Source organism: Rhodococcus sp. NPDC004095, assembly GCF_053604015.1.
Genome location: NZ_JBSGGS010000007.1, coordinates 238,757 through 251,738 on the forward strand (window position 1 = coordinate 238,757; position 12,982 = coordinate 251,738).

General features: G+C 68.5%; 14 protein-coding genes. 3 read left to right on the forward strand and 11 right to left on the reverse strand.

Annotation, left to right across the window (positions count from 1 at the left end; translation table 11 throughout):
- Positions 1-4: 4 nt before the first annotated feature.
- From ACWEPG_RS15960 to echA20, 4 genes are read right to left on the reverse strand one after another with little or no spacing between them, the layout of a single operon-like run.
- Entirely contained in the window at positions 5-1,072 is a 1,068-nt protein-coding gene (locus ACWEPG_RS15960; protein ID WP_450116877.1) for an NAD(P)H-dependent flavin oxidoreductase, read from the reverse strand.
- Positions 1,069-1,818: a CoA-transferase subunit beta gene (locus ACWEPG_RS15965; protein WP_450133137.1), complete on the reverse strand. Its 750-nt coding sequence runs from the start codon at positions 1,816-1,818 to the stop codon at positions 1,069-1,071. Before ACWEPG_RS15965 ends, ACWEPG_RS15960 begins: the two co-directional genes overlap by 4 nt.
- Positions 1,815-2,705 (reverse strand): CoA transferase subunit A, encoded by an 891-nt coding sequence (locus ACWEPG_RS15970; protein WP_050063664.1) that lies wholly within the window; start codon positions 2,703-2,705, stop codon positions 1,815-1,817. The genes ACWEPG_RS15965 and ACWEPG_RS15970 overlap by 4 nt, the downstream gene beginning before the upstream one ends.
- Positions 2,705-3,490 (reverse strand): (7aS)-7a-methyl-1,5-dioxo-2,3,5,6,7,7a-hexahydro-1H-indene-carboxyl-CoA hydrolase, encoded by a 786-nt coding sequence (echA20, locus tag ACWEPG_RS15975; protein ID WP_450133135.1) that lies wholly within the window; start codon positions 3,488-3,490, stop codon positions 2,705-2,707. The genes ACWEPG_RS15970 and echA20 overlap by 1 nt, the downstream gene beginning before the upstream one ends.
- 161 nt (positions 3,491-3,651) lie before the next feature.
- Here echA20 and ACWEPG_RS15980 point away from each other — a divergent pair, with 161 nt between their 5' ends.
- Positions 3,652-4,431: an SDR family oxidoreductase gene (locus ACWEPG_RS15980; RefSeq protein WP_452594781.1), complete on the forward strand. Its 780-nt coding sequence runs from the start codon at positions 3,652-3,654 to the stop codon at positions 4,429-4,431.
- Positions 4,428-5,342, forward strand: coding sequence for an SDR family oxidoreductase (locus tag ACWEPG_RS15985; protein ID WP_450116881.1), 915 nt, complete (start codon positions 4,428-4,430; stop codon positions 5,340-5,342). Before ACWEPG_RS15980 ends, ACWEPG_RS15985 begins: the two co-directional genes overlap by 4 nt.
- Positions 5,343-5,408: 66 nt before the next feature.
- Here the strand turns inward: ACWEPG_RS15985 and ACWEPG_RS15990 are convergent, their stop codons facing one another.
- The 3 genes from ACWEPG_RS15990 to ACWEPG_RS16000 form a co-directional block, all read right to left on the reverse strand.
- Positions 5,409-6,083: a GNAT family N-acetyltransferase gene (locus tag ACWEPG_RS15990; RefSeq protein WP_450116882.1), complete on the reverse strand. Its 675-nt coding sequence runs from the start codon at positions 6,081-6,083 to the stop codon at positions 5,409-5,411.
- Positions 6,084-6,159: 76 nt separating this feature from the next.
- A complete protein-coding gene (locus tag ACWEPG_RS15995; RefSeq protein WP_450116883.1) occupies positions 6,160-6,624 on the reverse strand; it encodes a nitroreductase family deazaflavin-dependent oxidoreductase in 465 nt (154 codons plus the stop codon).
- A 7-nt stretch (positions 6,625-6,631) separates the two neighbouring features.
- Positions 6,632-7,798, reverse strand: a complete 1,167-nt coding sequence (locus ACWEPG_RS16000) for a steroid 3-ketoacyl-CoA thiolase (protein WP_450116884.1) — start codon at positions 7,796-7,798, stop codon at positions 6,632-6,634.
- A 163-nt stretch (positions 7,799-7,961) separates the two neighbouring features.
- Between ACWEPG_RS16000 and ACWEPG_RS16005 the strand changes: the two genes are divergently transcribed.
- Positions 7,962-9,224 carry a cytochrome P450 gene (locus ACWEPG_RS16005; RefSeq protein ID WP_450116885.1) on the forward strand — a complete coding sequence of 421 codons (1,263 nt, stop codon included), beginning with the start codon at positions 7,962-7,964 and terminating at the stop codon, positions 9,222-9,224.
- A 183-nt stretch (positions 9,225-9,407) separates the two neighbouring features.
- Here ACWEPG_RS16005 and ACWEPG_RS16010 read toward each other — a convergent pair whose 3' ends face one another.
- The 4 genes from ACWEPG_RS16010 to ACWEPG_RS16025 are packed head-to-tail and all read right to left on the reverse strand — an operon-like array spanning position 9,408 to position 12,980.
- On the reverse strand, positions 9,408-9,854 hold the full coding sequence (locus ACWEPG_RS16010; RefSeq protein ID WP_452594782.1) for a nuclear transport factor 2 family protein: 447 nt from the start codon (positions 9,852-9,854) through the stop codon (positions 9,408-9,410).
- 7 nt (positions 9,855-9,861) lie between these two features.
- Complete coding sequence (locus ACWEPG_RS16015) at positions 9,862-10,725, reverse strand: TIGR03619 family F420-dependent LLM class oxidoreductase (protein ID WP_450117229.1); 864 nt, start codon at positions 10,723-10,725, stop codon at positions 9,862-9,864.
- A gap of 15 nt (positions 10,726-10,740) precedes the next feature.
- On the reverse strand, positions 10,741-11,916 hold the full coding sequence (locus ACWEPG_RS16020; RefSeq protein WP_450133130.1) for a thiolase domain-containing protein: 1,176 nt from the start codon (positions 11,914-11,916) through the stop codon (positions 10,741-10,743).
- A complete protein-coding gene (locus ACWEPG_RS16025) occupies positions 11,916-12,980 on the reverse strand; it encodes a thiolase domain-containing protein (protein ID WP_450117231.1) in 1,065 nt (354 codons plus the stop codon). The genes ACWEPG_RS16020 and ACWEPG_RS16025 overlap by 1 nt, the downstream gene beginning before the upstream one ends.
- Between the last annotated feature and the right edge of the window lie 2 nt (positions 12,981-12,982).

The window sequence follows — 12,982 nt, forward strand, 5'->3', positions numbered from 1 at the left end:
CCGATCACGCCTTCAGCGCGCCGAGGGCGTCGATGCGCTTGACCGCGTCGGTGACGATGCGGTCGATCAGTTCCTGGCAGCTGGGCAGGTCGTCGATCATGCCGACCACCTGACCGGATGCCAGCACGCCCGCCTCGGTGTTGCCCTCGACCAGGCCGGCCTTGAGCAGCATCGGGGTATTGGCGGCCATGATGATCTGTTGCCAGGTGCGGTCGCCGGACTTCTTCATCGCCAGGCCGTCCTTGACGAGCGTCGACCACTTCATGCCGGTCATCGACTTGAACTTCATCGCGTTCTTGCCGGCGGCGACGAGTCCCTTTGCGTAGCTGGACTTCTCGAGTGCGTTCACCAGGTCGGTGTTGAGCACGCGGTGCGGCATGCCGTCGACCTTGACGGACACGGTGGTGTCGGTCAGGCCGCGCTGGAGGTACTGCTGTTTGACCGAGTCCGGCACCGCCGAGTCGCTGGTGAGCAGGAAGCGGGTGCCCATCGCGACACCGGCCGCGCCGTACGACAGCGCCGCCGCGAGGCCGCGGCCGTCGAAGAAGCCGCCGCCGGCGATCACCGGGATGTCGACGGCGTCGAGGACGGACGGCAGCAGCAGCGTCGTCGCGACACCGCCGGTGTGCCCGCCGCCCTCGCCGCCCTGCACGACCACCGCGTCGGCGCCCCACGAGGCGACCTTGACGGCGTGCTTGGCGGCACCGATCGAGGGGACCACGACGATGCCGTTGTCCTTGAGCTTGGCGATCAGGTCCTTCTTCGGCGCCAGCGCGAACGAGGCGACCTTGACGCCCTCGCGGATCAGCAGGTCGCACCGCTGGCCGGCGTCCGACGCGTCGGCGCGCATGTTGACGCCGAACGGCTTGTCGGTGAGCTGCTTGGTCTTCTTGATCGCCGCCTCGAGCTCGTCGTAGGTCATCGTCGCCGAGGCGAGGATGCCCAGTCCGCCGGCATTGCAGGTGGCCGCGGTCAGGCGCGGGCCGGACACCCAGCCCATGCCGGTCTGCACGATCGGGTGCTCGATGCCGACCAGCTCGGTGAGCGGGGTGCGGAGAACCTGCGGGCTCACGCCGACACCTCGCGGTCGCGGAAGTTCTTCGGGTCGATCACCTCTCGGATGATGCGCAGCTCCTCGGCGGTCGGCTCGCGGGTGACACCCGCCTCGGCGAGCCCGGCCACCTCGAAGGAGGTGTTCTCGGCGACCTCTTCGGCGGTGACGCCGGGGTGCAGGGTGACGGCACGGAAGGTGCGGCCGGGACCCTGGAAGTCGAACACGCCGAGGTTGGTGATCACCTGGTAGTTGTTCAGGAAGCGGAACGCCGGGTTCTCCGGGTCCACCTTGTCGTAGCCGACACCGCACACCACGTCGACCTGATCGGCGAACACTCGCGTGGAGTGCTTTCCGACCCAGTAGCTGGTGGCGTGGTTGATGGAGTTGCCGGGGGCGCCGCGCAGGCCGAACATCTGGCGGGTCGGCTTGTCGAGCGGGCCGAACGCGGAGAGGTTCTGGTTGCCGAACTTGTCGATCTGGTTGGCGCCCATCACCACGTGACGACGACCCGACGCGACCACGTCGAAGACCTTCGAGAACGGGATGTAGCCCTCGATCGGCGCGGAGGCGCCGATCGCCGGGGCCTCGGCGAGGATCAGGGCCTCACCGTCGGTGATGATCAGGTCCGGCTCGAAGGTGAGCTTCGCCAGGCGGGCACCGATGAGCGACATGGTCGACATGGGCGAGGCGAAGATCTCGCCGGCATCGGCGAACAGGTCGGCGCACGCGACTGCGCAGTACTCGGCGCGGGTTACCTCGGTCATGCGTTCTGCTCCTCTGCGAACTTGCGCACGGCGGCCTGGTAGTCGTCCTCGCTGCCGGACAGGTAGGTGTCGGCGAAGGCCTGCCATGCCTCAGGGGTCTTGGCGGCCTCGGCGTAGTGGCGCTGGAACTTCTCGTCGCGCTTGTACCCGCCGGCGAAGGTGAAGTGGGCTCCGTTCGGGGCCTCGGTGACGGTGTCGACCATCGCGCGGTTCAGGATCAGGGCCTGGTTAGGGACGGACTTGACGAGTTCCTCGGTCGAGACGATCTTGTCGACGCTGAGGATGCGCTGCTCGGCCGCGAGGCAGAACAGGTCGTCGAAGTACGGGTCGACGCCGGTGTAGGCGGCGTTGCCGCGCTCGTCGGCCAGATCCAGGTGAACCAGGGCGGCGTCGAGCTTGAACGCGGGCATCGCGATCAGGGTCTCGGTGCGTCCGTCGGCGTCCGGGTACGGGGACGCGACGGTCTTGAGCTCGTCGCCCCAGACGGTCTGCGCATCCGAACCGAGGCCGGCGCGGATCGGCATGAACGGCAGGCGCGCGGCGGCGGCCTGCAGGCCGGCCTTGACCATGCCCTCGTCCATCTCGCGGGACTCGATGGTCCCGGCGACGCGGGCCTGGGCGAACCAGGGGTCGTAGAAGGGCGCCGAGTCCAGGGACACGAAGCCGTAGTAGGCACGCTTGACCTTGCCGGCGGAGATCAGCAGACCGAGGTCCGGGCCCAGGTAGCCGACGACGGTCAGGTCCTTGACGTCGCTGCGCAGGAGGGCGCGCACGAGGGCCATGGGCTTGCGCCGGGAGCCCCAGCCGCCGATGCCGATGGTCATCCCGCTCTGGATGCCGGCGACGGCCTCGTCCAGTGAGCGGCGCTTGTCGCGCTTCTCGGCCATTAGTTGCCCTCTCCCTTGGGTGCGGTGGTGTTCGACTTCGGCTTGCCGGTGGCGACGAACTCGTCCCGGTGCTCGTCGGCGACGCCGGCCAGGTTCAGCTCGAAGGTGAAGCCCTGCTCGATCCGGTAGCTGGTGTGCACGTCCATCACGTCGATGCGGTTGATCGCTTCCTTGGCGCGCCGGATGACCCGGGTGTCCTTGGCGGCGATCTCACCGGCGATCTTCAGCGCGCAGGCGTCGAGTTCGGCACGCGGGACCACGTCGTACACGGAACCGAAGTGCTTGAGGGTCTGGGCGTCGACGTTCTTGGCCGTGTAGTACAGCGTGCGCATCATGTGCTGGGGGACCAGGCGGGCGAGGTGCGTGGCCGCGCCGAGCGCACCGCGGTCCACCTCGGGCAGGCCGAAGATGGCGTCGTCGGAGGCGACGATGACGTCTGCGTTGCCGACCAGGCCGATGCCGCCGCCGACGCAGAACCCGTTGACCGCCACCACGACCGGAACCTCGCAGTCGTAGACGGCGGAGAACGCTGCCGCGCAGCCGTGATTTGCCGCGATCAGGGCGCCGTGACCCTCGGTGGCCTGCATTTCCTTGATGTCGACGCCGGCGTTGAAGCCGCGTCCCTCGGCTCGCAGGATCACCACATGGGTGCTCATGTCCTTGCCGGCCTCGCGGATCGCGTCTGCCAGTTCGAACCATCCCGTCGAGGGGATGGCGTTCACGGGCGGGTAGTCGACGGTGACCGTGGTGATGCCGGCCCCGTCGGAAGTTGAGGTGATTCCCATCGTGTTTCCTTAGGTAGGTCGCCAAACCAAGCGATTGCTTGGTAAGTTAGCACACCTGCGGGCCGGGCTGGAGTCCGTTACCGGTGGAACGGAGGGCACCCCCGGCTCGCAGGCGAATCATCGGGCGACCGTGAGGGGGTCGCTGACAGCGGAGGTACGTGGTGGATCTGGGTCTGAGTGGCAGCGTCGTGCTCGTCACGGGTGGCGTGCGGGGTGTGGGGGCGGGTATCAGCCGCACGTTCCTGCGGGCGGGTGCGACGGTGGTGACGTGTGCCCGGCGCCCCGCGGACGAGCCGATCGAGGTGGACGGGCGTGCCGTCGACTTCATCGCCTGCGACGTCCGCAACCCCGAACAGGTGCAGGCGATGGTGGACACCATCGTCGAGCGGTACGGCCGTCTCGACGCCGTGGTCAACAACGCAGGCGGGTCGCCGTCCGCGCTGGCCTCCGAGGCGAGCCCCCGGTTCCACTCGAAGATCGTCGAGCTGAACCTGTTGTCGCCGTTGCTCGTCGCGCAGGCCGCGAACGCCGTGATGCAGGCTCAGGACGGTGGCGGCTCGATCGTGAACATCTCGAGCGTGAGTGGTTCGCGGCCGTCGCCGGGGACCGCCGCCTACGGCGCGGCCAAGGCCGGCATCGACAGCCTGTCGCAGTCCCTGGCGGTGGAGTGGGCGCCGAAGGTGCGGGTCAACTCGGTCGTCGTCGGGATGGTGGAGACGGAGCAGTCGCACCTGTTCTACGGCGACGACGCGGGTGTGGCGGCGGTCGGCGAGACCGTCCCGCTGGGCAGGCTCGCCCGCCCCGACGACATCGGGAACTGTGCAGCATTCCTGGCATCGCCGCTGGCGTCCTACGTCAGCGGCTCGACCCTGACCGTCCACGGTGGCGGTGAGCGCCCCGCCTTCCTGGCGGCGGCGGCAACAACGGAGGAGAACAAGTGAGCGGACTGGTAGACGGTCGCGTCGTCATCGTGACGGGCGCGGGCCGCGGCATCGGGCGGGCGCACGCACTGGCGTTCGCGGCTGAGGGTGCGAAGGTCGTCGTCAACGACATCGGCGTCGGCAGTGACGGCACCGCCACCGGCGAGAGCCCCGGTGAGCAGGTCGTCGCCGAGATCATCGCGGCCGGCGGCCAGGCGGTCGTCAACGGCGACGACGTCGCGGACTGGGAGGGTGCCCAGAACCTGATCAAGACGGCGCTCGACACCTTCGGCGGCCTGGACGTGCTGGTCAACAACGCGGGCTTCCTGCGCGACCGGATGCTCGTCGGTATGAGCGAGGAGGAGTGGGACTCGGTGATCCGGGTGCACCTCAAGGGCCACTTCGCGCCGCTGCGTCACGCCGCCGCCTACTGGCGCGCCGAGTCCAAGGCCGGACGTCCGGTCGACGCCAGGATCATCAACACCAGCTCGGGCGCGGGCCTGCAGGGCTCCATCGGCCAGGGCAACTACGCCGCGGCCAAGGCCGGCATCGCCGAGATGACGATCCAGGCGGCCGCCGAGCTGAAGAACTACGGCGTTTCGGTCAACGCGATCGCCCCGTCCGCGCGTACCCGCATGACCGTCGGTGCCGGTGGCGCGATGGCCGAGGCGATGGCCGCTCCGGAGGAGGGCTTCGACGCGATGGCGCCGGAGAACGTCTCCCCGCTGGTCGTGTGGCTCGGCTCCGCCGAGTCGAAGGACGTCACCGGCCGCGTCTTCGAGGTCGAGGGCGGCAAGGTCACCGTCGCCGAGGGCTGGCGCCACGGACCCGCCCAGGACAAGGGCGAGCGTTGGGATCCGAAGGAACTGGGCCCGGTCGTCGCGGACCTGCTGGCGAAGGCCGAGGTGCCGACGCCCGTCTACGGCGCGTAGGCGGCTCCGCCGTCCGTGAGTCCTTTGGCCCGCTGAAGGGCCAAAGGACTCACGGGTGCGTAGCGCCTATCCGGCGGGAGTGCGAACGACGACGACGGTGCCGGGGAAGTAGGCGGCCAACTCGGTGCGCGACTGCTTGAGGGCGGCGGTGCCGTAGCCGTGCTTGCGGGACTGCGGCGCGACCCACACCGCGATGTCGACCTCCTGGCCCGTCAGTTCGCCGAACACCAGGCCGACACCGCGCGGGGCGTCGCCGCTGACGTCCTCGCACACGAACCATGCCGCCGTCTCGTCGTCGACCCGGCGCAGGCCGTCCGCGCGTTCGGCCGCCACCCGGTCCGCAGACCAGGGCTTGCCGTCGTCTCCGAACTGTTCCTCGGAGCGCAGCCGGAACAACTCGGCATCGGTGTCGCTGGCGCTGAACGGTCGCAGCCGGACCCCGCCGCCGGTCGCGGCGGGCCGCTGCTCCGGCAGCCACTTCAGCGTCGCGTCCAGGTTCTGGACCTCGTCGCGCAGCCGGTCCCGCTCGAGCCTCGTCAGGCGTCCCAGCTGAAGCCCGAGCACGATCTCCGCGTTCGCGGAGGTGGAGCCGAGCAACCCGCTGACGGCCCGTACCGCGCCCTCGTGGTCGTCACTGTCGACGATCGCGTCGAGGACCTCGTGCCGCATCTCGAGCGCCTTGAGAAGCGCCTTCGCGAGCTCGCGTCGGTCCAGGATCTGATCTTGGGGGCCGGCCGTCATGCGAATCTCTCCCTCATCCGGTTGGGCAAACAGTGCGCGATTCATCTCGCATTGTCTGCCACCGGGCGCGGAATTTCTACGAGCACACGACGACGGGGATCTTCCGATCGGTCCACGCCTGGTAGTCGTCGAACTCCGGGTACATCGCCACCAGCTTCGGCCACAGGTCGGCGTGTTCGTCGTCGTCGGCCACGTGGGCCACGAGATTGTGTACCTGCGAACGGATCTGGATCGTCACGTTCGGGTCGGCCTTCAGGTTCAGGTACCACAGCGGGTTCTTCGGCTGGCCGCCCTGCGACGCGACGAGAACGATCTTCCCGCCGTCCTCGAGGAACAGCAGCGGGCTCACGCGCGGCTCACCGGACTTGCGTCCGGTCGTCGTGAGCAGGCAGATCGGCAGCCCGGTCTTCGCGGCGCTGCCGACCCGCCACTTGCCGCCGATGCGCCCACCGGTCACCCGATACGCGACCACGTTCGACTTCGACATCCACTTGATCATCGAGCGGGTGAACTTCGTGTCGAGCAACGGTGGGCGGTTCATCGCGGCGTCAGATCCTCTCGATGATGGTGCCCGTCGCGAGCGCGCCACCGGCGCACATCGTGATCAGGGCGGTCGAGGCGTCACGACGCTCGAGTTCGTGCAGGGCGGTGGTGATCAGCCGGGAACCGGTGCTGCCGACGGGGTGGCCGAGGGCGATCGCGCCGCCGTTGACGTTGACCTTGTCCATGTCGGGACCGTGCACCTGCGCCCAGGACAGGACGACCGATGCGAAGGCCTCGTTGATCTCGAACAGGTCGAGATCGCCGATCTGCATGCCGGCCTTCTCGAGGACCTTCGTGGTGGCCTGGACGGGGCCGTCGAGGTGGTACTCGGGCTCGGCGCCGACGAGCACCTGGGAAACGATGCGGGCGCGGGGCTTGAGGCCGAGGGCGAGGGCGCGGTCGGAGTCCATCAGCAGCACCGCGGCGGCGCCGTCGGAGATCTGCGAGGAGGTGCCGGCGGTGTGGATGGCGCCCTCCATCACGGGTTTGAGTCCGGCGAGGCCCTCGGCAGTGGTCTCACGCAGGCCCTGGTCGCGGGTGACGGTCTGCCACTCGCCGGTCGGGCCGGTCTCCTTGTCGACGACCGGTGCCTTGACCGCGAGGACCTCGCGGTCGAACCGGCCCTCGTCCCAGGCCTGCTTCGCTCGGGCCTGGGACTGCACGCCCAGGACCTCGAGATCCGCGCGGGTCAGTCCGCGGCGGCGGGCGATCCGCTCGGCCGCCTCGAACTGCGCGGGCATGTCGATGTCCCACGACTCGGGGCGGCGCGGACCCGCGTGGTCGCCTGCGACGTTCGCGCCGAGCGGGACCTGGCTCATCTGCTCGACACCGCACGCGACGCCGACCTCGATGGCGCCGGTGGCGATGAGGCCGGCGATGAGGTGGTTGGCCTGCTGCGCGGAACCGCACTGGCAGTCGATGGTGGTCGCGCCGACCTGCCAGGGCAGTCCGGCGGCGAGCCATGCGGTGCGGGTGATGTTGTTGGACTGTGCGCCGACCTGGGTGACGCAGCCGCCGATGGCCTGCTCGACGAGGAGGGGGTCGATTCCGGCGCGCTCGAGCAGACCGGTCTGCACGGCACCGAGGGTGTCGGCTGCGTGCAGGCCGGACAGCCAGCCGCCGCGCCTTCCGATCGGGGTCCGGACGGCCTCGACGATTACTGGTGTGCCCACTGCGGGCTCCTTTCCATCTGTACTTCAAAAAGTAGAACAGGTTCCCCAGCGCGGCAAGGACTCTGGTGTGAGATCTTCCCTAGATCGAGGGGGTGTGCTTCAATATTATTAGAACGTGTTACAGATCACTTTGCGACATGGTTCGCGAGGGCAGGAGACAGCAGTGGCACAGCCCAACATTCCCGCGGGATTCGACTTTACGGATCCCGACATCTACGCACACCGGCTCCCGGTCGAGGAGCTCGCCGAGGTCCGCAAGACCGAGCCGGTGTACTGGGTCGAGCAGCCCGACGGTGTCGGTGGCTTCAACGACGGTGGCTACTGGTTGGTCACCCGCCATGAGGACATCCGGGACGTCTCGATGCGCAGCGACGTGTTCTCCACCTGGGAGAACACGGCGATCCCGCGCTTCGCCGACGACATTCCTCGTGAGGCAATCGAACTGCAGCGGTTCGTGCTGCTGAACAAGGACGCGCCGGAGCACACCAAGCTGCGCAAGCTGGTCTCCCGCGGCTTCACCCCCCGCGCCATCAACGGACTCAAGGACGAGCTGCAGGATCGCGCCGAGTCCATCGTGAAGGCCGCCGCCGCGGAGGGCAGCGGTGACTTCGTCACCCAGGTCGCGGCGGAGCTGCCGCTGCAGGCCATCGCCGAGCTGATCGGTGTGCCGCAGGAGGATCGCGGAAAGCTGTTCGACTGGTCCAACCAGATGACCTCCTATGACGACCCGGACAACGACATGGACCCGGCGGCCGCGTCCATGGAGGTCCTCGGTTACGCCTACCAGCTCGCCGAGGCCCGCAAGGCCAACCCCGGCGACGACATCGTCACCACGCTGATCGAGGCGGACGTCGACGGCGAGGCGCTCACCGCCGAGGAGTTCGGCTTCTTCGTGATCGTGCTCGCGGTGGCCGGCAACGAGACCACGCGCAATGCAACCACGCACGGCATGAAGGCGTTCATGGACAATCCCGAACAGTGGGAGCTGTACAAGAAGGAGCGCCCGAAGACCACCGCCGACGAGATCATCCGCTGGGCCACCCCGGTTGCCGCCTTCCAGCGCACCGCGCTCGAGGACACCGAGGTCGGCGGCGTCGCGATCAAGAAGGGTCAGCGCGTGGTGATGAACTACGTGTCGGCCAACTTCGACGAGGAGGTGTTCGAGAACCCGCACACGTTCGACATCCTCCGCGACCCGAACCCGCACCTGTCGTTCGGCGGCACCGGCGCCCACTACTGCCTCGGCGCCAACCTCGCCCGCATGGAGATCGACCTGATCTTCAACGCCATCGCGGACTTCCTGCCGGACATCGTCGAGGTCGCCAACCCGCGGCGCCTGCGTTCCGGTTGGCTCAACGGCCTCAAGGAATACCAGGTGGATTACAAGACCCAGGGCACCGGTGGGGGTTGCCCGGTCGCGCACTAGCAGCTCGATGAGGGCGAGCTGACAGGAGCGCGAAGCAGCGCCGGTGGAACCGCACGGTTCCGCCGGCGCTGCTGGCTTTCCACGGTCCGACCTCCATGGCCTGACAGGCCGTCGGACCGCGGAGACATGACGAAGGGCCGCAACCCGTTCCGGGTTGCGGCCCTTCGTGCGTCCTGCTGTGGTCTACAGCTTCTTCAGGGTCTTCATCGCCCGCTCGACTTCCCAGAAGGCCCGCAGCGACTGCAGCCTTCCCTCGTCGTTGACGCGGTAGACGAACACGCCCTCCGCGTCGACCTGGGCGCCGGCCATCACCGTGCGGATCCGGCCGATGTTCACCACCTCGTTCCCGCAGAGCAACTGATCATCGATGATGAACTCCAGCGAGTCCGTGTTCGCGATGGTCATGTCGTAGAACTTCGAGATCGCCTCGCGGCCGTGGTGTCCCTTGCCCTCGGGGTCGAAACCCGAAGGGCCGACCGGGTCCTCGACCCAGCCGTCCTCGGCGAACAGGTCCAGCCACTCCTGCTTGCGCTTGCCACTGGCAGCGGACTGCGATGCGCGCGAGGCGATCAGGGCCGGATGCTCGCCGCCGCCGGCGGCGGCGGCCCGGGTTTCGGTGGTCTCGGTCATCTCGCTCCTAGTGGATGTTCTCGGCGGCGAACTTGCGCAGCGAGTCCTGTTTGGCCTCGAGCGGACCGTCGAAGGGGACCCCGTCGAACAGCCACGGAACGACGATGGCGTCGGTGATGCCCGCCTCGGCCATCTCGGCGTAGCCGTCCTTGCCGAACCGGTCGATGCACACCGCCTGGATCTCGAACGGCTCGTTCTCCCGGCCGTATTCGGCCCGCAGGTCGTCGAGCTTGCGCTTCGTCTCGACCAGATCTCGGAACTTCATCATCGCGGACGTCCAGCCGTCGCCGACCCGGGCCGCGCGCTTGAGCGCCACCCCGGTGTGGCCGCCGACGTAGAACGGCACCGGCTTGCTCGGTGCCGGGCTCATCTGCAGCCGATCGAAGTCGAAGAACTCGCCGTGGTACTCGACCATGCCCCCGGCGAGGACCAACTTGATGACCTCGATCATCTCGTCGACGCGGGCGCCGCGCTTCGCGTACGGCACCCCGCACCACTCGAACTCTTCCGGCGCCCAACCGATCCCGACGCCGAATCCGAAGCGGTTGTTCGTCAGGTTCGCCACCGAGCCGACCTGCCGGGCCAACAGCAGCGGATTGCGGGAGCCCAGTTTGAGGACGTTGGTGTAGAAGCCGATCGTCGAGGTGGCGGTGCCCATCGCCGCGGCGGCGACCAGCGGGTCCACCCACGGGGTCTCGGCGTTCCACATCCGGGAGCCGTCCGGGGTGTACGGGTAGTCCGCTGCCGCGGTCTCCATGTAGAACAGCGAGTCCGGCAGACCGATGTTCGCGAACCCGCACTCCTCCGCGGTCTGCGCGAGCGGCACCAACTGCTCGAGCGGACTCATCGCGATTCCGACGGTGAACTTCACGAGCGGCTTCCTCTCCTAGTTGGTGGGACGGTCGGAGCCGACCACCCACATCGCGAAGTACTGCGAGCCACCGCCGTACGCGTGACCGAACGCCTTGCGGGCACCGTCGACCTGGTGGTCGCCGGCCCGCTCCATCACCTGCATCGCGGACTCGGCGTACCGGATCATGCCGGACGCGCCGATCGGGTTGGACGAGAGCACGCCGCCCGACGCGTTCACCGGCATCCGGCCGCCGATCGCGGTCTCGCCGGCCTCGGTGAACTTCCAGCCCTCACCCTCCGGCACGAACCCGAGGTTCTCGAGCCACATCGGCTCGAACCAGGAGAACGGCACGTAGATCTCGGCCTCGTCGATCTCGGTGAGCGGATCGGTGATGCCCGCGGCCTTCCACAGGGCGGCGGAGGCGTCGCGGCCGGCCTGCGGGTTGGCGACGTTGCGGCCGGCGTACGACAGCGGCTCGGTGCGCATCGCGGTGGCGTGGATCCACGCGACCTTGCGGCCTTCGGACAGGATCTCCTGCGCGGCATCCTCGTTGCCGATGACGATCGCGCAGGCGCCGTCCGACGACGGGCAGGTCTCGTCGTATCGGATGGGGTCCCACAGCATCTGGGACGCCTGCACCGATTCGACCGTGATGTCGGACTGCTTGAGGTGCGCGTACGGGTTCAGCGCACCGTTGCGGCGATCCTTGACCGCGACGATGGCGCCGATGTGATCGGGCGCGCCGGAGCGGCGGATGTACGAGCGCACGTGCGGGGCGAAGAACCCGCCCGCGCCCGCGCCGACGGGCATCGTGAACGGCACCGGCGTGGACAGCGCCCACATGGCGTTCGACTCGGACTGCTTCTCCCAGGACACCGCGAGCACTCGCTTGTGCACGCCGGACTGCACCAGGCTGGCCGCGACGTTGCCGGTCGAGGCGCCCACCGAGCCGGCGGTGTGGACGCGCAGCAGCGGCTTGCCGTTGGCGCCCAGTGCGTCCGACATCGCGAGCTCCGGCATCATCGAGCCCTCGAACAGGTCGGGGGCCTTACCGATGACGATGGCGTCGATGTCGTCCCAGCCGACGTGGGCGTCGGCCATCGCGCGGTCCACGGCCTCGCGGATCATGCCCGCCATCGTCACGTCGTGCCGCTTGGCGACGTAATAGGTCTGGCCGGTGCCGAGGACGGCTGCCAGTTGCTTCGCCATTAGTTGCGTCCTTCCATGACTGCGACCAGGTTCTGCTGCAGCACAGGGCCACTGGTGGCGTGGGCGAGGGTGCGCTGGGCGTCACCGCTCATGATCTGACGGGCCGCGTAGCCGATCCGCTCGAGGCCACCCGCGAACATCGGGTTGCCGGTGAGCGGGCCACCCGAGGGGTTGATGGTGGTGGCGTCGGTCAGGCCGATCGCCTCACGCAGGATGATCTCCTGGTGTGTGAACGGGGCGTGCAACTCGGCGACGTCGATGTTCGAGACGTCACCACCGGTCGCGGCACGAGCGGCCGCGGCGGTGGACGGGGACACCGTCAGGTCGCGCGACCCGATGTTGGGGGAGTCGATGCGGTGCTCGATACCGGTGATCCACGCCGGACGCTCGCAGAGTTCGCGGGCACGGTCGCCACGGGCCAGGATGATCGCGGCAGCACCGTCGGTGATCGGGGCACAGTCGTGCGCCCGCAGGGGATCCGCGACGTACTCGGACGCCAGCAGCGCCTCGACGTCGACGTCCCCGGAGAGCTGGGCGTTCGGGTTGTTCTTGGCGGCCGCGCGGTTGCGCTTGGCGATCTCCGCCATGTCCTCGGCGGTCCACTTGCCCGCATCGAGACCGAGCCGCGCCTGCAGGCCCGCGACCGAGACCGAGTCCGGCCACAGCGGCGCCACGACGTACGGATCCATCTGCATCGCGAGGATCTGGCGGAGGTTGCCCGCGGAGGACTTGCCGAACCCGTACACGAGTGCGGTGTCGACCTCGCCGGTCATGATCTTGACCCAGGCCTCGTACAGCGCCCAGGCGGCGTCCATCTCGACGTGCGATTCGTTGATCGGCGGCACGGCGCCGATCGAGTCGATCGCGGAGATGAACGAGAAGGACCGGCCGGCCAGGTAGTCGGACGAGCCGGAGCACCAGAAACCGATGTCCGACTTGGTGATTCCCAGCTCCGCGTACAACTGCTGGAAGCAGGGGACGAGCATCTCGACGCCGTTGGTGGTGCCGGTGGTCTCGCGCACATGAGGGGCCTGTGCGAAGCCGACGACTGCAATGTCTGTCATGG